Raw genomic sequence first — 19,000 nt, forward strand, 5'->3', positions numbered from 1 at the left:
GATGGAGCTGATAACTGCTTTTCTGATGACGGTGATCCGCTGTTCCACCCCGATTCTGTTTGTGGCATTGGGCGTACTGCTGATGCAGTCGTCGGGCATTGTCAATATGGCGGCGGAGGGGATGATGCTGGTGGGGGCGTTTGCCGGGGTAATCGGCACCTTTTCGTTTCACAGCGTTTGGGCAGGCTTTTTGTTTGCCATGCTTGTTACGGCGGCCTTCGGCATGTTTTTCGCGCTGTTTGCCGTCTGTCTGCCGATCAATCAGGTGGTGCTGGGCGTTGCATTCAATCTGTTGGCCAGCGGGCTGACAACGACGCTCAGCCGCGGCGTGTTCGGGCTGAACCAGAACCCGCCTAAGCTTGACCGGTTTGTGTCGGTGGTGTTTGGTCTTCCTTTCCCTGTATTTGCCGCGTTTCTTCTGGTACCAGCCGTTTCTTTCTTTTACCGGCGCACACGCGCCGGAATCCGCATCCGCTCTGCAGGGGAATTCCCCGCTGCGGTAGAGGCGGCAGGATACAGTGTCTGCCGTACGCGGTATCTCAGCTGTTTTCTGGGTGCCCTGCTGATCGGTGCAGGCGGTGCGTTTCTTTCTCTTGGCCAGCTCGACTTCTTTATTGAAAACATGTCCAATGGGCGGGGATATATTGCGATGGCAGCAGTTTCCCTTGGAAGATACACGCCTTTCGGCACCATGCTTGCCGTGCTGCTCTACGGTACGGGCGAGGCGGTTCAGTACCGGCTGCAGGCGATGGGCAGCAATGTGCCGTTCCAGTTTATCCTGATGATTCCATATTTACTCACTGTTTTTGCGCAGGCCGGGTTTGTCCGTACCGATTCTTCCCCTGCCGCGCTGGGTGTGTTTTATCCGCAAGAACATTGAAACTGAAATTTGGATAGGAGAAATGTTGTATGAAACAAAAAATCGTCGCTTTGCTGATGGCCTGCATATTGTGCCTTTCCGCCGCATCCTGCGGGCAGACAACACAGACCGCTTCCACCGGGGGAGACAATGGCGCAGCGCTGAAAATCGCACTGATCCTGCCCGGCACCGTCAATGACAAGGGATGGTCTTCTCTTGCGCTGAGTGCTATTGAGCAGCTTCACGAGGAGCTGGGGGCCGAAATCAAATACAGCGAAAGCGTTAAGGCATCCGACTGTGAGCAGGTATTCCGAGGGTATGCCAGCCAGGGCTATAAATTAATCATCGGCCACGGCTATGAATTCAGCGACGCGGCCGCCGTTGTGGCCAAGGATTACCCGAATACCTACTTTTGTATTTCAAACGGTACGAAGGTTGCGGAGCCGAACCTTTCCGCCACGGCCATCGACAATACGGCGTTTGGCTTTTTGCTGGGGGCTACCTGTGCCGTGCTGAGTGAAAATAAAAATATCGGATTGATCACGGGCACAGATAACCCGCCGATGAAACAGACGGTGGCCGGGTTTGAGGCTGGGGCCAGGTATATCGAGCCGAAGATTCAGCTGAATATGGTGTACAGTGGCACACTGGAGGATGCTGCCAAGGTCAAGGAAAACGCCCTGTCTGTGATCGACAAGGGGGTGGACGTTTTGTCACAGAATGCCGATCACGCGAGTCTGGGAGCCATCACAGCCTGCGAAGAGCGAGGTGTGATGAATGTCGGCGCAATTGGAGATCAGCTTGCCGCGGGTCCGAACAGCGTTGTTGTCAATGTGATGCAGGATCTGAGCCAGACAATTGTTGCAGCCGGGCACCTTGCAGCGCAGGGCAAGCTGGAAGCAAAAGAATACCGTTTTGGCATTGCGGAAAAGGCAATCTATCTCAGCGACTTTACGGGAGTTTATGAGGACCGGATCACAGAAGAGAAGAAAGTAGGGCTCCGGGAGCTTTCCGAACAGCTGGCGCAGGGGAAAATCGATGTGAATTCACTGGCTGCCGAAGCCTCGGCTCCCTCTGAAAAATAGACGAAAAGGGGGCGAGGGATTGGAACCTGTATTGGAGGTATGCGGTATCACGAAAAGGTACCCGCTTGTGGTTGCGAACGACGACATTTCCTTTTCTGTATCCGCAGGCAGTGTTCACGCTCTGCTGGGCGAAAACGGGGCAGGAAAGAGTACACTGATGAATATTCTGTACGGCTCCTGCCGTCCGGACTCCGGGGAAATCCGGGTGGACGGGAAAACGGTACGCCTGTGCTCCCCAAGAGATGCGATCGCAAACGGAATCGGTATGGTGCATCAGCACTTTATGCTGGTGCCCGCCCTCACGGTGCTGGAAAACATGGTTCTGGCGATGAACCGAAAAGATACCGGGTGGGTCTTCTCTCCGGCCGCGATCCAAAAAAAAATTGAAACGCTGGCCGGGCGGTATCATTTCAGCGTCGATCTGTCCGCTAAAGTCTGTGATCTGTCGGTCGGTCAACAGCAAAGAGCCGAAATTATCAAGGCGCTGCTGTACGACTGTCGTGTTTTGATTCTGGATGAACCTACAGCCGTGCTCACACCGCCTGAAACCGAAGATTTTCTGGAATTCGTACGGGAATTTGCACGTGCAGGCGGTTCCGTTATTTTTATCTCGCATAAACTTCAGGAGGTTTTGAGCGTCAGCGACACCATTACTGTGCTCAGAGCCGGCCGGGTGGTAGGCACTATCTCCGCCCAGGGATGTGATCCGGATACACTGGTACGCATGATGGTGGGCAAAGAACTTACACAGCCCCGGGATTCTTTCGGAAAATCTCTTGGAAATGAAGTTTTACGAGTGGAACACCTTTACGTTAATCATCACTCCCAAGGCCGTGCCGCGGTAAACGATGTCAACCTGCAGGTCCGCGCCGGGGAATTTTATGGGATTGCGGGTGTGGATGGGAATGGGCAGAACGAGCTGGCCCAGTGCATCGCTTCGCTGACCCGTCCGGTCGGCGGTACGGTTTGGATAGAAGGAATGAGGACCGAATCACTTTCCCCGGGCAGAGTTCTGGAATTGGGAGTAGCACATATTCCGGAGGACCGGCGGCGGGTAGGGCTGGTCATGCCCTTTTCCGTGAGTGAGAATCTGATCTTTCATACCTATCGGAATAGGTCTATGAAAAGCCGGTTCGGTTTCCTGTCGTGGAAAAAAGCAGACGCATTTGCGGCCGATCTGCTGAACCGGTACCAGATTCGTACGGGCAGCGTTCATACGCCGGCACAGGCTCTGTCGGGTGGGAATCAGCAAAAGCTGATTGTGGCGCGCGAGCTCGAGACCAATCCGCGCTTGCTAATTGCCGTTCATCTGACCAGAGGGGTGGATATCGGCGCGGTGGAATATATCCATGAGCAGCTGCTCTGCGCAAAAGAAAAAGGTTGTGCGATTTTGCTGATCAGCACAGAGCTGGAGGAACTGGTGGAACTGAGCGACCGGATCGGCGTAATGTACGGCGGACAAATCGTTCGGGAATTCTCCCGCGGAGCGTACGATTTGCAGAGCATTGGACGGTGTATGACCGGAAAAGAGTCATAAAGAAAGCATGTCCGATAGATGATTGATACGGTTTTTATCCGAGGATCAGGCCGCTCTTTTGCTGCATCGTTAGTACCGGAAATGATCAAGCGAAATGCAGCAGATTTCCCGAAAAGACCTCAAAGGGTGATAGCCAGTTGAAACATTTTCATGGAAATCAAAAAAAGCATACTATATCTGGACGGAGAACAGAATGAAAAAATCGAGCCGTTTGAAATGGATAAGCCGCTTGGATCTTACGTCACGCAATAAAAAATCGATGGGCCGAAATATACCGTTTACGGCGCAGTTTTCCTTAAATAACGGGTTCTGTTGCACCCGCAGGGCCAGCCGGTCCGGTGGGACCAGTTGCACCTGTTGCACCCGTGGAGCCGATAATTTATGCTCAAACAGTTCGGTTAAAATATAGAGAATTTCTTTTCGGCTAAAATCAACCTACTTTATTCTCCACCACTGTTAATGAATATTTGTTGTTTTCAATGAAGTCTATAATGCGTTTGTACTGGTTTTCCATCTTGAATTGTACCGTGATTTCTCCGTTCTCATGGATAAAGATGGTATTTACCAATTCCACCAATAACCCTTGCGAAAGCTCTTGAATATTTTTATGCTTCAGGAACGCTTGCAGATACGGGTCGTCGGAAGTAATCCCACTTTCCATTGTGCCGATTTCATCCCGGATGTGCTCAATGACCTCTTTTAGCTGTTCTTCCTGCTGTTCAAACTTCTCTTTCATCTTTCGGTACTGTCCACGGGTAATATCACCGTTCTTCCAGTCCATATAGAGCCCTGATATTAAGTCCTCGGTTTTTTCAAGCTCCTGTTCACGGAGTTTCAAAAGATGTTCTAACCGAGTGGATTTTGTCTGAACAACGGGCGCCTGATTGATGTTGTTAAGCACTTCCTCCAGGCTTTCCACAAGCTCAATATGCTTTTGGATAACCAGCAGAACCGTTTTTTCCAGTACATCAAGCCGCATAGTGTGTTTGGTGCATTTGTCCTTTGATTTCCTCTTGTAAGTGGAACAGTTGTAGTACACAAAACCATTTGACGCCCTGCGGGTCATGGACTTTCCGCAATCCGCACATTTGAGAAAACCTGAGAATAAGTAGGTTTCCGTTTTGCCCGGTGCGGTCCGTGTATCCTTTGCGTGAAGCTCCTGGGATTTTTCAAAGAGTTCTAATGGAATAATGGCCTCATGGGTATTGTTCACCTGATACCATTCTTCTTCGGGAACATTCACCATATCATGCACCTTGTAACTGATAACCCGCTGCTTTCCCTGTACCATTGTTCCAACATAGACCTTGTTTTTCAGAAGCCTTGAAACGGAAGTTCCCATCCAGAGCCCATCATTTTCTTTAGCATGGGGATTTTTGTACCTGTATCCCTTTTTCACCTTATACAGCGTGGGATTGGGTACACCCATTTCATTGAGCTTGCGGGCGATTCCCTCCTTGCTCATACTGCCTTTCAAGACTTCCTGTTCCACTCCATTTTCATCCACGACAGTTTCCGTACTCCCATCACCATATACAAACCACTGGAAAATATCCCGTACCACCTGAGCCGCTTCTTCGTCAATGACAAGAGCGTTTTTATCAGTAGGGTGCTTCTCATATCCATAGGGGGCGAAAGCACCGATAAATTCACCGTTGCGGCGTTTGGTGTCAAAGGTCCGCCTTACACTGCTGGAAGTCGAATAGGCGAAACGGTCATTCATCAGCCCGTTTATGGGAACCTCCATACCGTTCACCGCTTCGGGGTTCAGGTATGTATCCACTTTTGGTTCGCCAAGGGTAATAAAGCGGGTGCCGTGCAAAGGAAAATAGTTCTCCAGGAAATAGCCCTGGTCTGCATAGTTACGGAAAGCACGGGCCAGGTTTTTACAGATAACACAGTTGACTTTTCCCGACTCCACATCATGTATCATGCGCTGAAAATCGGGGCGGTCATGGTCCGTTCCTGTTCGTCCGTCATCTACATAGTAGTCAACAATGACGTATTCCCCTTGAAAAAATTTCTCCACATACTCCGTGAGAATTTTCTTCTGATTTGTTACACTGAGACTTTCATCATTTCCATCATCCTTAGAAAGACGGATATAGAGTGCAATATACCAAACAACTTTCTTTAATGTGGATTTTCCATCCGCTTGCGATTTTCGTATGCGTGCCATCTTACCCTCCAATCCCGCATAACCACAATACTATTATGCCGCGCTGTTGGTAAAATGTCAGCCTTGTTTTATGCGAATAAAATAATTTTCCAGGGTTTGGCCGAGCTTCGGGCCGTCATCAGTGAAGCAAACTCTCACGGGAACATCCCCGCAGAGAAAGCAGTAAGGATTTTTTATCTGCTCCAGGAAGTCCAGTATTTTTTCGACCTGGGGCAAATCCTGTCTTATGTGAATAGCGGATAAATCCGCCAGTTCTTTCCTGTTGATTGTTTCAATATTCTGCTTACTCATAACCTCCAATTCGCTGTTCGTAATCATCATAGTTCCCCCTTTCAAGGCAGGAGAAAACCACATCAGAAATAAAAGTTTCCTCTATCTCCATGATATGATGATTGATTGTCCAGTGTGAAAGGCATAAAAGCGGATGGCTGCTGGCGCAGCTCCACGGGAGTTTCACCCCTCCGGCGGTCTGCCGGAGCCCTACCCATTGCCTGCGACGCTTTGAACGCTCGGACTGTGGCTGTAAGGGAGTATCATTGTCCTGCCTGTACGTCTCCGCCCGCAAGCCGCCACGCCTGCTTTGCAGCCTGGGTGCTGATCGCTCGCTCATAAGAGGTCATGGCGCACCGGCTGTTTGGCTGGATACAGACAGAATGTATCCGTATGCCCTATGCTGCACCGCCGTTATTTTGCGGGCTTTCTTTGTCAAAGAGCAAAGGCAAGGCAGGGTTTACAATCTGCGGAAAGGGGAACGCAGAGTGCTTAACTTAAACCTTGAATGAAAGGACAGCCCGCATGAGCTTTGAGCGCAAGCGGTCCCGAATGTCCTCGTCTATGCCGTAATAGGTATTGCCGCGTTCATCGCGGAGTTTTCGCATAGACAGCGTGGCTATGTAGCTTTCGTACTGCTGTACGATAATCTTCATAGCCTCCGGGTCGCCCTTATTTGCGGCTATGATTACCGGGTAAGGCAGCAAGCCGCGCTCGTCGTTTCCGGTGTTACCATCTGTTTTCATCATAGGCGCGTTCCTCCAAATAGCGTTTTAGTAATGCGAAAGAGCTTGTCCGCCGATACTGTACGGTACTGCGTGGAATTGCATAGAGTTCAGCAATCTCCGCGTCGCTCATGTCAAAGAAGTAATACAGCAGGACAGCTTTGCGTTTTTCTTCCGGCAAGCTGTGCATAGCCTCGGCAAGCAGTTTTGCGGAGATTTCCTTTCCAGCCACACAAAAGGACTGTTCAGCTTTATCATCCGCAAAATAGCGGTCATAGGTGTAAAGCTGATTTTCCTCCTGCGGGGACAGGTCGGAAAAAATGGTCTCCTGTGACTGCCGCCACTTCACATGATTGTGAGCGTTGGCCGCTTCGTTTCGGAGCGTTTCCTTGCAAAACCCATTAAACGCACAACGGATTTGCCATTGGGTACGAGCAGGTTCATTCATGGTATTCACCTCCTTTCGCAGCCGCGAAAGCGGGTGATGATTTCCCCTTTCGTAAACCCTCAACAAACAGAAATTGAAAACTGCCAAAGATAGCAGAGGATTTTCTAAAAAACTTTTGAGAAAAACGCAAAAAAACCCGGCTGAAAAATACAGCCGGGCATAATTGGAAATATTAACCTTTAGTCGGTGATGTGTGTGTTCATATTGATAGCCGTAATATCCCGTTGGAGGATATAGACTTTTTTTAATAAGTTATAAATTGTCAGGTTTGTCGATAGAAAATTAACACGGCGATACCTCCTTGATACCGCCGTATCTTCCAAAAAGCGTTTACCACACGTTATCTTTTATTGAAAAAGAAAACGGCGGCTGTGTGGTTGAAATTAAAGCGACAGCAAAAAACAGAGCCAATAACCGTGATTTATCTCACGAGTTATCGGCTCTGCGTCTTTGCGTCTGGCTCTTTGATAACTGATATATTATGCTGTTTTACATTAACAATGTTTTCTTGCTTGCACTTTGGACAATATAGGGGGAAGTTTATTAGTATTGTGTCTGCTCGTATTTTTGTCCGTGTTTTTTGACCACAAACGGGACAGATTATCCATTCCGTATTATCCAAATCTATTCCCATTTGAAAAATTTTAGAGAAACAGCAATGCAGATAACAGCAAGAGCAGACATAACAATAATAGGTACTAAGACGCTATCAACTGCCAAGCCCAAAGAAGCAGCTTTAAGGAGTTTTATTCCCTGCGTCAGTGGTAAAATATCCGCGACCTTCTGAAGTGCTGCGGGCATGACTTCATACGGCAGCGTCGCCCCGGAAAATATGAGCATGGGGAAATACAATAGGCTTGCAATTACACTGGCGATTTTAATATTCGGAGCTATACCGCCTACCATCATTCCAATGCTGAACATGGATAGGATTACTAAAATATAACCTCCCAAGAAATGAAGTAGCGAGCCTTGAAGCTGATAACCAAAAAATATTGTTGCCGCGAGATACAGCAGTATCAGCGATACAACGGCATATAGCGTGTAGATAACAACTTGCACCAGTAAAATTATTGATGGGCTAACCGGTGTTACCTTAAAACGTTTCAGTATTTTCTTGTTGCGGTAGTCTGATACAACTAATGGCAGACCCATTACTCCGCCCGCACAAATTGAGATTGTGGCAAGCGCACCGAAAGATTGTTCTAAAAAACTATACTCCGCACCCTCAAACGCTGGCTTGTTTCCGTAAATGATACCAAGAATGACTAACACCACAAGGGGCACACAAATTGCAAAGATGAACATATCCATTCCTCGTAGCGAGAGCTTCAATTCTGTTTTTAGCATTGTCCTAAAAGTTTTCATGCTTGTTCCTCCTCGTCTGTGTACCAAAGATACGCGTCCTCAAATTTATCACAGGGGCTTGCGCTGATAGCTTCGGATACCGTACCGTAAAATACAATTTCTCCTTGTTTCAAAATGCAAATGCAATCGCATAAGGCTTCTACCTCATCCATAAAGTGAGAAGTTAAAAGGATAGTCAATCCCTTTTCTTTTAGCTCAGAAAGGATTTTCCAAACGTCCCGGCGTGCTTTGGCGTCAAGTCCGGTTGTCAACTCGTCTAAAAAAACGACTTCCGGATTAGGAATGAGAGCAAGAACGATGAACAGGCGTTGTCTTTGTCCTCCCGACAACTCTGTTACAGGGCTTTTGATTTTATCGGAAATTCCAAACCTTTGCAGAAAATCAAGGTAATTCGCTGCTTTCTGATACAACGACGCTGTAACTTCGCAAAGCTCCGATACGGTGATTTTGTCTTGATAGTTGGCTTCTTGAAATTGAACGCCTACTTTTTCAAATAGTTTCTTTCGCTCTATCAGCGGGTTCATTCCTAAAACAGACACTTTCCCGCTATCCGATTTTTTCGTGCCTAAAATACATTCAATCGTGGTGCTTTTTCCTGCGCCGTTAGCTCCGAGTAAACCGAATACCATGCCGCGCCTTACAGATAAGCTCACATTGTTTACCGCAAGCAGGTTGCCGTAAGATTTTGATAGCTGCTCAACTTTGATTACATCTTCCATATAGATACCTCCTTATTTGTACAAAAAAAGAATACCACCAATATAAACATTGGTGGTAAAATAAAGAGTTTATTAAAATCTAACTTTCATTTCTTGAAGCTTGTCAATCATTTTTCGGGCGTTATTTTCTGCTGCCGATAACGAAACAATCAATTTATCGCAGACGGTAATAATGTCATCGCCTGTCTTTGGTGTGTTCAACACTTTCTTTATATCAGCATTGGGGTTTAGTGATAATTGCCGAAGCATACGCAAAATTGCTTCAAGTGAATAATTGGCACATCGGAGAGAGCGAATGATTTTCAATCGTTGTATGTCCTCGTCAGTATAAAGACGATACCCATTTTGTTTACGTTTAATAGTCAACAAACCATTCATTTCCCAATTTCGCAGCGCGTCCATAGAAACATTCAAATATTCCGATACTTCTTTTCGTTTTAAGCAATATATGTTTTCTTGCATTCCGCCGGATAAAATTTGCTGCACGATTGTGATGGCTTCTTCCGCATTAGCACGTTCCTGTTGAAGTTGGTCTAAATACTCTTGTGTAAGGACAATAGCTTTATCAAAATCTCCTTTTGCTGCGATCTTTACCATTTCAACAATTTTCTTCCGCAATCCATTTTGCAATACCTCAATTTGAAAAGCTATGCGGGCAAGCTGAAATTGCTGTATATGAAAATCCGTAAAAATTCGATACCCATTCGGCTGCCGTTCCGGTTTTGGTATAAGCTCCAATTCCTCATATAACCGAACCGTGTTCGGGTGTATTCCGATGGTAGCCGCAATTTCGGCTGTTTTATATGTGTTCATGTGTAGTCACCTCCATTTCCGATTAAATACTAACATAAACGCAAAGTATGGTGTTATAATGGAGGGTTTTATTATATCAAAGAAATCAGTCTAATTCAATAAGTATAATGATTTATATTAGTCAAGTACATGATATTTGTAATCATATCCAAAGAAAAAGGTGAACAGTAAAATGTAATAGGGTGAAATATTATGAAACGAGAAGTCAAGAAATACGATTTTAAGGCTTTCGGCCAAGCTATAAAAGTAGCGCGAAAAGCAAAAGGAATATCGAGAAACCAGTTAGCAGACAAAATGCACATTGCCCCTCGGTATATTGCGTCCATTGAGAACAGCGGACAGCACCCAAGCCTACAAATCTTTTACGAGCTTGTTACCCTTTTGGATGTATCGGTAGACCAGTTCTTTTTTCTGAACAAGGAAACAGACAAATCCACACAGCGCAGACAGCTTGAAAGTCTGCTTGATGATATGAGCGACAAGGGATTGCGGATAGTCACCGCCACGGCGAAAGAGATTAAGGAAGTCGAAACAGAGGACGAATGAATGTCCATGACACAACAGAATAAGGAATGAGAAGCGTTACAGACAATACAGTTTGTAGCGTTTTTTCTTTGCATTATTTGGCAAAAGCAACATTTCCTTTGTTGTAGGAATTAGGGATAGAGTAACGTAGCAAGCACAGCAAGTGAGTACCCACTTGCGAATTTTTCTGTTTTTAGGTCCCTTGCCCGAAAACGAAAAATGCTTGTTGGGATAATCCCAAACCCTTATAGAACGGAGGAACGCCATGCCGAACAGGAAACGGAATATACAGATGAAATTCTATGTCACGGAGGATGAAAAAAAGCTGATAGAGGAAAAGATGAAGCTCCTGCCGACACAACGGTATGGCGCTTATCTGCGCAAGATGGCGATTGACGGATATATCATCTATACCGATACAGCAAATATCAAAGAGTTTACTTCCGAGCTCCAGGGAATAGGCCGGAACATCAACCAGATTGCCAAACGGCTCAATGCGGGAGCTCCCATCTATGAAGCGGATATAGTGGAAATCAAAGAAAGGCTGGACCAGATATGGCTATTACAAAGACACATCCTATCAAGTCTACGCTAAAAAAGGCGATTGACTATATCTGCAATCCAGAAAAAACTGATGGAAAACTTTTAGTATCCTCCTTTGGCTGTGCCGCCGAAACCGCCGACATTGAATTTGCCTGGACCCGCAAACACTCCATAGACAAGGGGACGCACCTGGGACGCCACTTGATACAGGCTTTTGAACCGGGCGAAACCACGCCGCAACGGGCCCATGAAATCGGTATGCAGCTTGCAAAAGAGATATTGGGCGGCAAATATGAGTTTGTCCTTACTACCCACATAGACAAAGGGCATATCCATAACCACCTGATTTTTAACGCCGTTAGTTTTGCGGACTATCATCATTACCATTCCAATAAACGCAGCTATCACTATATCCGCCGCGTCAGCGACCGGCTATGCAAGGAACATGGTCTGTCGGTCATCATCCCCGGACAGAACAGGGGCAAAAGCTATGCGGAGTACACCGCTGAAAAAACGGGAATCAGCTACAAGGCCAAGCTCAAAGCCGCCATTGATAAGCTGATACCCGTATCCTCCGACTTTGAGGATTTAATCCGCCGCCTGCAAAGCGAGGAATATGAAATCAAGCGGGGCAAATACATATCCTGCCGTGCCTCCGGCCAGGAGAGATTTACCCGCATGAAAACCCTGGGCGCCGATTATACGGAGGAAGCCGTTGCCGCCCGGATTGCCGGAAGGCCTCGCCCATCCAGACAGCCTAAAAGGGATAATAGGAGAATTAACCTGCTCATTGATATTCAGAACAACATCAAAGCCCAGGAGAGCGCCGGTTTCGCTCATTGGGCAAAAATCAACAATCTAAAACAAGCGGCAAAGACCATGAATTTCCTCACGGAACACGGTATCAGCAGCTATGAGGAATTGGAGGAAAAGGTCGATGCTGCTGCCTCCGCCAGCGATAAGCTGCTTGCCTCCATCAAGACCACGGAAAACCGCATGGCGGATCTCACTTTGCTGATGAAGCACGCCGCCGCATTTAGAAAGTTGAAACCCGTTTATGACAACTATCGGAAATCCTCCGATAAGGAAAAGTTCCTGAGAGGACATGAGAGCGATATTATCCTCTTTGAAGCGTCCGCCAGAGCCTTAAAGGAAATGAAGATAGAAAAGCTACCCTCCGCCGAGAAGATGAAAGCGGAATATGACACCCTCGCCGACGAAAAGGAAAAACTGTATAGCGAATATAAATCCGCAAGACAGGAATCAAAGGAATACAGCGTCATCAAGCAAAATGTGGACAGCCTGCTTACGCTCCCGAAAGAACAGGACCGGGAAAAATATACGGAAAGATGACGAAAAACCCTGGGCGCAGGAAGATTATGGGTGTATAATGAAGATGAAACCATAAAGCAGAAATTTACAAAAGGAGGTCAATCATGGCAGGGTTGTTTACATATGGGCTTGTCCTGGCTATCAGCATTATCATTGGCCTTATCTTTACCGTGATAGGGCTTTTCCTCGGACACATCATTTTATTTGACAGTATATTTCTTGCAGCAATCAGCGGAATAATCTGCAATCAAATATGGCACGTTCATCCCGCATTGTGCGTAGTAATAGCGATTGTATTGTTCGCAATTCTTTTTTGGCTGCAAAATACAAAAGCAGGATTTTGGATTATCGGAGTGCTGCTTTCAGCGTTTTGGGCGTTTGTGTTTGGCTTTTTCGCACATATTTTTACAGGTGAAGATATGGTATGGTTCTATGTAGTTATGGGGCTCGGATTTATTTTGATGATGGGGCTCCATCTGAAAGCAAGGGATAGTTAAACAGGAATTTGATGAGGTGAATCTATAATATGAAAAGATATATTGCATTTTTAAGGGGCATCAATATAAGTGGTAAAAATAAAATCTCAATGTCTGGATTAAAGGCAGGTTTTGAAGAACTTGGTTTAGTAGAAGTTAAGACATATCTGAACAGCGGCAATGTCATCTTTTCAAGTGATGATGAGGAGGATTTTTCCGGTCAGCTTGAAACAATAATAAAAGACAGGTTTGATTTGGATATACCGGTTTTTGTCATATTAAAAGAAGAACTGGAAGATATATTACATAACGCCCCTGACTGGTGGGGAACTGAAAACAAGGAAATATATGATAATCTAATTTTTATAATGCCGCCGACAACATTTACTGAGGTATTTAGTGAAATAGGAGAGCCTAAAGAAGAATTTGAAAAAATAAAGAACTACAAAAAAACAGTATTTTGGTCTTTTAGTCGAAAGGATTATAAAAAGACAAATTGGTGGTCAAAGACAGCTAGTGCAAACATTAGTAGCAAACTGACAATCAGAACGGCAAATACAGTTAGAAAAATAGTTGGGATGTAACAAAGCCGCAAATTCCAATTTGTTTTGCACTATGGAAATGTGCATAACAGGCCATTCCCCTAATGGAAAACAGCATTCACAGCCCATGGAAAAGCACAAGACTTTACCACAGCCTGCAAACACCGTTTCCCACAGCTCCATAACCCGGCCAGTTACACACAGTCCCACAGTGCCTACTACTGCAAAAGCAATCCGGCTTCTGCAATTCAACCAATTAAGAATGATGGGAGTATTTTAATAGCCTATTAAACGAATTAGTGGTATAATTTCCCTAACAAGTTGGGTTTTGAGGTTTAGCATTGGGAGGGTGTTCAATGAAGTTTGAAAATATAGAAATTAAGAACTTTAGAAACTTTGAAAAGATAAATCTTAACTTAACAAATAAGAATATATTCTTTGGCTTAAACGATGTAGGAAAAACAAACTTCCTATATGCTTTGCGCTATGTATTTGATAAGGATGTTCGGAAGCTGAATCTTCTGGACTCTGATTTTCATAATAAAAATTTGGACAAGCCGATTGAAATCTTGATAACACTCGATATAAGCGATACGATATGTACCGACTGCCAAAAACTACGCGCTCAATTAAAGGGTGCATTATCAAGCGAACACAAAAAAGTTTATATAAAGCTTCAAGCCGAATACGATAGGAAAGAAATGCTTGCTTTGCCTATATTGTTTTGGGGCGGCGATAAAGGCAAATTGCAAGAGATGAAACAGAGAGGCTATTTGTATGAGCTTGATTATGTTTTTAATGTTATATACATTGACTCGTATGTTGATCTGCATTCATTATTTAAGAAAAATGTAAATCTTCTTGTCAAAAATGAAAGTGAAACTGATAAAGATATATTATCTACCATTCAAAGTACGGTGGATCAGTTGAATACGCATATAGCATCACTATCTGGAATTAAAGATTTTGAATCAAGAATTGCTCCGGAATATCAAAAGTTTCGGAATGAAGGCATTTCAGTTTCGATAAAATCTGAAATTGCTGTAAAAGGACTGTATTCAAATATTATTCCATATATAAAACAGGATGACGACGATAACTTATATCCTACCGCCGGAGAAGGCCGTAAGAAGCTATTATCATATTCAATATTTGATTTGCTATCTGACGAAAGCGCAGAGAAAAAAATAAATTTATTTTTGGTTGAAGAACCGGAAAACCATTTGCATAAATCAATGCAGATTGCCTTATCACAGATTTTGTTTACTGACAGTAAATATACATATTTGTTTATATCTACCCATTCTCCCTTTGTTCTCTATGAAATGGATAATGTTAGTCTAATCCGTATTTATAGTGAAAGAAAAATTACCAGCGCCAGCACCTTTTATAAAGTACCTGATGCTTTTGAGAAAAATCGAAAAATGCTAAATCGCTCTTTGTCGGAAGCAATTTTTGCAGATAGAGTTCTATTGGTAGAAGGCCCCTCGGAACAGCTTTTATTTGAGAAAATTCTTTCTACAATAAACCCTTTTTATGAGGCAGACGGAATTTATATTCTTCCGGTCGGCGGTATTGGGTTTGAGGCTTATATCAACATTTTAGACAATTTGAATATTTTGAATGTAATTAAAACAGATAATGACTTGAGAAAAGTAAAGGGAAAAGATGCGTATAGCGTATTAGGCTTTTCGCGTTGTAATAATATCATTGGCCAAGTTCTTCTTCCGACAGACCAAATATCTGATAATAGCATTAAGGCAAAATTAGCTCTGTACAGTGAAAACCGTGAGATACTGGATAAAATCAGGGACGAGTATCAGGTGCATTTGTCAAAATCGGATTTAGAGCATGACTTAGATGAAATATTACATGATAGGCTGGTAAAGCATTTGGGAGATGAACCTGTTGAGTATTTGCAGGATGCAAAACACCACCATATGGTGGAACTAATAGAAAGGCTCTCCGATGCAGATTGCCGGATAATTTACGGTCATTATAATTTTGCGTGCTTAAAGGAGGTAGCTGAATGAAATTATCTCCGATACAGGAAGAAATTATAGGCATTTCTGGAAATTTAATTGTTCGGGCAAGCGCAGGAACAGGCAAAACACATACAATGGTTAATAAGATTGCGAAAGATATTGAAGATAATCACACTCATAAAGTAGTTGCAGCCATTACTTTTACGATTAAAGCCGCGCAAGAAATAAAAGATCGTCTATCTGTTGATATTATTCAACATTTTATCGGAACAAATAACAGCTTTGCTATTGAAGAAATCATTAAACCTTTCATGAAAGATGTATATGGTTCTGACTTCGATAAAGATATGAGCACGGATTATGCAATTAAGGTTGAAACTTTTCAAGATGGTATAGATAAAATCAATGTCGATGGCGTTCTCTGTTCGTATCACGATAATAAGAGAAATTTTATTTTCGATTTGGCTCAAGAAATTGTTGAGAAATCTTCTGCTTGTAAACTCTATTTACAAGCAAAATATTTTAAGATTTATATTGATGAATACCAAGACTGCGATAAATCCATGCACAAATTCTTTATGTATTTATGTGATGAATTAAGCACAGATACCTTTGTTGTGGGTGACGAAAAACAATCAATTTATATATGGCGCGGTGCTTATCCAGAAGCATTTAAGAGTATTTGGGACAAGCCGAATTTTGAAAAAAGATTTATGGGTGACAATTTTCGTTCTTGCCAGCAAATTCAGAATTACTCAAATTTATTATGTGAAGAGACCCGTACCCTCTATAACCCACTGGATAATCTGGATAATATAATTTGGCTTACTCCAACGGGAACAGATTGGGCTTCGCAAGTAATATCACAAATGGATGCAGATAAAAAATCAGCATTATTGCGGTTTAGTAATGATAATGCAAGATTAGGGGCGGATGGGCTGACCACAGCAGGGATAGAACATATTTATATTCCACAAACACCAATAGCTGATATTACTACGGATACTGCATGGCTATATTCTGCTGTTGCCAAATATATGATAATTGATAAGTATTCCGCTTATGACGTTATTGCAGAAATACCCGTTGAAGGAAATGAAAGCCGGAAAACTGTATCCACAATAAGAAAACTTCTCAACGACATAGAGTTATCCATAGACGATGAGCATTCTTTTTACACCGCCATCAATGAATTGGCTGAATATTTAGGATATGGCACACGGGCAGATCACTTAAAGAAATTATTTCGGACAATTTCTGACACGAGTTTTCATGTAGCTTTTGAACCCGAAAAATATAAACATATAGCAATTACTTTCCATTCTTCAAAAGGTTTGGAATTTGAACAAGTTATCGTATTTGCAGAGGACTACCGATTATCCGATATGCCAAGTATATATAATCATTACGTCGCAGTAACAAGAGCAAAAAGCAAACTAATCATTGTCAAGCTAAATAATTACAACGCAAATTGCTTTCAAACTAATTTGACAAAGATTTTTTCTGAAAGTGGATTAAATCTTAATGATATTGTTTCATATCAATAAAAAAAGAACGGGAGCGTACCCAAAGGATACGCTCCCGTTTCTTATGGAGTAAAAAGGTGCAAAAACAGACTTTTTTTCTTGTGTTTTCAAGGGGATAATCATATAAGGGGAAAGATATTACCCATCTAATTTGAAGCCGATACAGAGGATATTATTGCTCTTTTTCAACACTTTTTGGGGGTATTTTTCGCCTCCCTGCTGATATATTTAGGGCATTGTATCAAATCCGCCCGAAAACTTTGCTTGCAGTCATGCATACACCGCCTGCATATACGGTTATACTGCCGTCTGCCGTTTTTGCCCAGGAAGAAAGCCCATTCTATTTTCCATTTCTTGCTTCTGCTCATAGGTCATGCTCCGGGCCATTCTTCTCCGGCTTCTTTATTTCGGGCGGCTTGCGCTCGGCACATTCCCGTTTTGCCTCCGCCAGCCGGTCCCGGATGGAAGTCTTTTCATCCGTGCCGGGGGGCGTAACCTCTTTTCTGCCGTTGTTGATAATACCGTCAACCATGCCGTAATCATCTTCCATAGCCATTTCCGCATTTTTCAGGTAGTTTTCCGGCTTCAAAAATTCCGGCACTTTCGCAAAACCGAAGCTGTCGCAGTAGTGGGCGGTTTCCTGGCCGTTCTGCCGGATAACCACCACATCCGACACGGAAAGGGAATGCCCGGTAAAATCCTGGGGATGGTCCACATTGAAGCGGGTATAAATACTTTCCAGACTTTCGCCGGGGAACATGGCGCCGGAATACACCTTATCATAGTTTTGCATATCCACCTTGCGGCCCTGCTTATGGAGGCGGTCAAGAGGTTCAAAGGCATAATCCCGCCTGCCCGAAAAATCCTTTAGCTGATAAATGTCATAGGTACGTGCTTCTTCATTTACAATGGCAAAAGCACGTGTACCGTTACCCATGATATGAAAGCGGCCATCATCTGAGCTATGATGAAAGCCATATCCGGCAACCTCCATCTGCTCCTTTGACATATTTGTCAAAGAAAAGCTCCCCCGTGGTGTTTTAACTTTTCCCCCGGTTAAAAAATCATCTGGCGTGATAGGTTCTATCTCCGGCTCCTGGGCCTGTTCCAGCTTTTCACGGACAGCGGCCACATCCTTATCAAGATACGCCTCATAGCCAGTTGCCTGCTCATAGCTGCCGATACGGGAGGGAAGTTCATCCTCCACTGTCTGTGCCATTTCTGCAAGCCTGTCCTTGATGGCCGCCGTTTTCCCCTCCAGGAGCAAATCCGCAATCAGTTCCTTGCCTGCGTGGGCGTCCGGGTGGGCGGCGGCATACTGCGGGTCTTTCTGCCGGAAAAACTCGTCCAGGTCAAAGGCGAGCTCTGTCGCCATATCCAGTTTTTCGTCCTCGTCCTGACTCTGGATAAATTCCTGTTCCTCCGCCGTGGCGGTGATACGGTATTCCCAGGGGATTTCATCCCGGTTTCCCTCGTAATGCTCGGTGAAGCTGTCTCCCGTATCCCGGACGTAGCCCTGATCGGTGAAGTGGCCATTTTCATCCAGAGCAATATCCCGCCCATATGCCTCATAGTCGATATAGTTTTTCAGGTGGTCGGGGACTTCCATAGCGCCGTACTCGTCGATATACATCCGCCCCAGGTCGTCGTGGTCGTGAACATCCGGGTAAAAGTCATATTTATTCAGGTTTTCCGTGAGGTTGATAAGGTCTTTCACGCTGCCCGCATAGTCGCCTATTCCTATGGCTGCCTCAAACCTCTCAAAATCGGATTTGTCCATTGCCTCAATGCCGTTAGCCAGATAATTGAGTTCATCCAAACTTTCATATTCCCCAAGAATATCATGCAGACCGTCCACATAACAGTCGTAGTCAGTTATGAACCATTCCTCATAAACATTTCCAAATTCATCTTCCTTGCCGATACCGATACGCTCAAAGACTTTCTGCATTTCCTCATAGGTGGTGGGAAACTTCACCCATTCCCCGACAAGCTCACCCTCATTGTATTTGCCGAGATTGGTAATATACGCCTCAAAGGGGCAGTCATGGTCGTAGTTATACATACA

At 44.4% G+C, this 19,000-nt stretch carries 19 protein-coding genes; 10 read left to right on the forward strand and 9 right to left on the reverse strand.

What is annotated here, in order from left to right:
• Position 1: 1 nt before the first annotated feature.
• The 3 genes from HMPREF1141_RS09430 to HMPREF1141_RS09440 are packed head-to-tail and all read left to right on the forward strand — an operon-like array spanning position 2 to position 3,481.
• Entirely contained in the window at positions 2-880 is an 879-nt protein-coding gene (locus HMPREF1141_RS09430) for an ABC transporter permease (RefSeq protein ID WP_009063630.1), read from the forward strand.
• A gap of 29 nt (positions 881-909) precedes the next feature.
• Entirely contained in the window at positions 910-1,944 is a 1,035-nt protein-coding gene (locus tag HMPREF1141_RS09435; protein WP_009064018.1) for a BMP family protein, read from the forward strand.
• Positions 1,945-1,963: 19 nt separating this feature from the next.
• Positions 1,964-3,481, forward strand: a complete 1,518-nt coding sequence (locus HMPREF1141_RS09440; RefSeq protein ID WP_009063652.1) for an ABC transporter ATP-binding protein — start codon at positions 1,964-1,966, stop codon at positions 3,479-3,481.
• Positions 3,482-3,911: 430 nt separating this feature from the next.
• Here the strand turns inward: HMPREF1141_RS09440 and HMPREF1141_RS09445 are convergent, their stop codons facing one another.
• The 8 genes from HMPREF1141_RS09445 to HMPREF1141_RS09475 form a co-directional block, all read right to left on the reverse strand.
• Positions 3,912-5,660 carry a recombinase family protein gene (locus HMPREF1141_RS09445; protein WP_035316869.1) on the reverse strand — a complete coding sequence of 583 codons (1,749 nt, stop codon included), beginning with the start codon at positions 5,658-5,660 and terminating at the stop codon, positions 3,912-3,914.
• A 57-nt stretch (positions 5,661-5,717) separates the two neighbouring features.
• Positions 5,718-5,981 carry a DUF6870 family protein gene (locus HMPREF1141_RS09450; protein WP_009063916.1) on the reverse strand — a complete coding sequence of 88 codons (264 nt, stop codon included), beginning with the start codon at positions 5,979-5,981 and terminating at the stop codon, positions 5,718-5,720.
• 446 nt (positions 5,982-6,427) lie between these two features.
• Positions 6,428-6,679 (reverse strand): helix-turn-helix domain-containing protein, encoded by a 252-nt coding sequence (locus HMPREF1141_RS09455; protein WP_009063888.1) that lies wholly within the window; start codon positions 6,677-6,679, stop codon positions 6,428-6,430.
• Complete coding sequence (locus tag HMPREF1141_RS09460) at positions 6,660-7,103, reverse strand: sigma-70 family RNA polymerase sigma factor (RefSeq protein ID WP_009063481.1); 444 nt, start codon at positions 7,101-7,103, stop codon at positions 6,660-6,662. Before HMPREF1141_RS09460 ends, HMPREF1141_RS09455 begins: the two co-directional genes overlap by 20 nt.
• A 433-nt stretch (positions 7,104-7,536) precedes the next feature.
• The gene (locus tag HMPREF1141_RS17120) at positions 7,537-7,725 is read right to left on the reverse strand and encodes a cysteine-rich KTR domain-containing protein (RefSeq protein WP_155863579.1); all 189 of its coding nucleotides are present in this window, start codon (positions 7,723-7,725) and stop codon (positions 7,537-7,539) included.
• 2 nt (positions 7,726-7,727) lie between these two features.
• Entirely contained in the window at positions 7,728-8,471 is a 744-nt protein-coding gene (locus tag HMPREF1141_RS09465; protein ID WP_009063918.1) for an ABC transporter permease, read from the reverse strand.
• Positions 8,468-9,190: an ABC transporter ATP-binding protein gene (locus HMPREF1141_RS09470; protein ID WP_009063447.1), complete on the reverse strand. Its 723-nt coding sequence runs from the start codon at positions 9,188-9,190 to the stop codon at positions 8,468-8,470. Before HMPREF1141_RS09470 ends, HMPREF1141_RS09465 begins: the two co-directional genes overlap by 4 nt.
• Positions 9,191-9,262: 72 nt before the next feature.
• Entirely contained in the window at positions 9,263-10,003 is a 741-nt protein-coding gene (locus HMPREF1141_RS09475; RefSeq protein ID WP_009063912.1) for a MerR family transcriptional regulator, read from the reverse strand.
• A gap of 192 nt (positions 10,004-10,195) precedes the next feature.
• Here HMPREF1141_RS09475 and HMPREF1141_RS09480 point away from each other — a divergent pair, with 192 nt between their 5' ends.
• The 7 genes from HMPREF1141_RS09480 (at position 10,196) to HMPREF1141_RS09510 (ending at position 16,953) form a co-directional block, all read left to right on the forward strand.
• Entirely contained in the window at positions 10,196-10,549 is a 354-nt protein-coding gene (locus HMPREF1141_RS09480; RefSeq protein ID WP_035316873.1) for a helix-turn-helix transcriptional regulator, read from the forward strand.
• A 244-nt stretch (positions 10,550-10,793) separates the two neighbouring features.
• The gene (gene mobC, locus HMPREF1141_RS09485) at positions 10,794-11,123 is read left to right on the forward strand and encodes a plasmid mobilization relaxosome protein MobC (protein ID WP_009063806.1); all 330 of its coding nucleotides are present in this window, start codon (positions 10,794-10,796) and stop codon (positions 11,121-11,123) included.
• Complete coding sequence (locus HMPREF1141_RS09490; RefSeq protein WP_009064023.1) at positions 11,084-12,424, forward strand: relaxase/mobilization nuclease domain-containing protein; 1,341 nt, start codon at positions 11,084-11,086, stop codon at positions 12,422-12,424. Before mobC ends, HMPREF1141_RS09490 begins: the two co-directional genes overlap by 40 nt.
• Before the next feature lie 83 nt (positions 12,425-12,507).
• Positions 12,508-12,900, forward strand: a complete 393-nt coding sequence (locus HMPREF1141_RS09495; protein WP_009064174.1) for a hypothetical protein — start codon at positions 12,508-12,510, stop codon at positions 12,898-12,900.
• 29 nt (positions 12,901-12,929) lie between these two features.
• The gene (locus HMPREF1141_RS09500) at positions 12,930-13,463 is read left to right on the forward strand and encodes a DUF1697 domain-containing protein (RefSeq protein WP_009063521.1); all 534 of its coding nucleotides are present in this window, start codon (positions 12,930-12,932) and stop codon (positions 13,461-13,463) included.
• 314 nt (positions 13,464-13,777) lie between these two features.
• Positions 13,778-15,454 carry an AAA family ATPase gene (locus HMPREF1141_RS09505; protein ID WP_009063719.1) on the forward strand — a complete coding sequence of 559 codons (1,677 nt, stop codon included), beginning with the start codon at positions 13,778-13,780 and terminating at the stop codon, positions 15,452-15,454.
• A complete protein-coding gene (locus tag HMPREF1141_RS09510; RefSeq protein WP_009063923.1) occupies positions 15,451-16,953 on the forward strand; it encodes an ATP-dependent helicase in 1,503 nt (500 codons plus the stop codon). Before HMPREF1141_RS09505 ends, HMPREF1141_RS09510 begins: the two co-directional genes overlap by 4 nt.
• A 343-nt stretch (positions 16,954-17,296) precedes the next feature.
• Here the strand turns inward: HMPREF1141_RS09510 and HMPREF1141_RS09515 are convergent, their stop codons facing one another.
• Positions 17,297-18,997: an antirestriction protein ArdA gene (locus HMPREF1141_RS09515; RefSeq protein ID WP_009063684.1), complete on the reverse strand. Its 1,701-nt coding sequence runs from the start codon at positions 18,995-18,997 to the stop codon at positions 17,297-17,299.
• Positions 18,998-19,000 lie beyond the last annotated feature (3 nt).

The sequence above is a fragment of the Clostridium sp. MSTE9 genome (assembly GCF_000277625.1).
In the GTDB taxonomy this organism is placed as follows: Bacteria; Bacillota; Clostridia; order Oscillospirales; family Acutalibacteraceae; genus Faecalispora; species Faecalispora jeddahensis.

Bases quoted from the DNA above. Each gene is read 5' to 3' on its own strand.
- mobC (WP_009063806.1), top strand. From the start codon at position 10,794: ATGCCGAACAGGAAACGGAATATACAGATGAAATTCTATGTCACGGAG.
- HMPREF1141_RS09505 (WP_009063719.1), top strand. From the start codon at position 13,778: ATGAAGTTTGAAAATATAGAAATTAAGAACTTTAGAAACTTTGAAAAG.
- HMPREF1141_RS09430 (WP_009063630.1), top strand. From the start codon at position 2: ATGGAGCTGATAACTGCTTTTCTGATGACGGTGATCCGCTGTTCCACC.
- HMPREF1141_RS09470 (WP_009063447.1), bottom strand. From the start codon at position 9,190: ATGGAAGATGTAATCAAAGTTGAGCAGCTATCAAAATCTTACGGCAAC.
- HMPREF1141_RS09460 (WP_009063481.1), bottom strand. From the start codon at position 7,103: ATGAATGAACCTGCTCGTACCCAATGGCAAATCCGTTGTGCGTTTAAT.
- HMPREF1141_RS09475 (WP_009063912.1), bottom strand. From the start codon at position 10,003: ATGAACACATATAAAACAGCCGAAATTGCGGCTACCATCGGAATACAC.
- HMPREF1141_RS09515 (WP_009063684.1), bottom strand. From the start codon at position 18,997: ATGTATAACTACGACCATGACTGCCCCTTTGAGGCGTATATTACCAAT.
- HMPREF1141_RS09445 (WP_035316869.1), bottom strand. From the start codon at position 5,660: ATGGCACGCATACGAAAATCGCAAGCGGATGGAAAATCCACATTAAAG.
- HMPREF1141_RS09500 (WP_009063521.1), top strand. From the start codon at position 12,930: ATGAAAAGATATATTGCATTTTTAAGGGGCATCAATATAAGTGGTAAA.
- HMPREF1141_RS09510 (WP_009063923.1), top strand. From the start codon at position 15,451: ATGAAATTATCTCCGATACAGGAAGAAATTATAGGCATTTCTGGAAAT.
- HMPREF1141_RS09455 (WP_009063888.1), bottom strand. From the start codon at position 6,679: ATGATGAAAACAGATGGTAACACCGGAAACGACGAGCGCGGCTTGCTG.
- HMPREF1141_RS09490 (WP_009064023.1), top strand. From the start codon at position 11,084: ATGGCTATTACAAAGACACATCCTATCAAGTCTACGCTAAAAAAGGCG.
- HMPREF1141_RS09450 (WP_009063916.1), bottom strand. From the start codon at position 5,981: ATGATGATTACGAACAGCGAATTGGAGGTTATGAGTAAGCAGAATATT.
- HMPREF1141_RS09465 (WP_009063918.1), bottom strand. From the start codon at position 8,471: ATGAAAACTTTTAGGACAATGCTAAAAACAGAATTGAAGCTCTCGCTA.
- HMPREF1141_RS09435 (WP_009064018.1), top strand. From the start codon at position 910: ATGAAACAAAAAATCGTCGCTTTGCTGATGGCCTGCATATTGTGCCTT.
- HMPREF1141_RS09480 (WP_035316873.1), top strand. From the start codon at position 10,196: ATGAAACGAGAAGTCAAGAAATACGATTTTAAGGCTTTCGGCCAAGCT.
- HMPREF1141_RS09495 (WP_009064174.1), top strand. From the start codon at position 12,508: ATGGCAGGGTTGTTTACATATGGGCTTGTCCTGGCTATCAGCATTATC.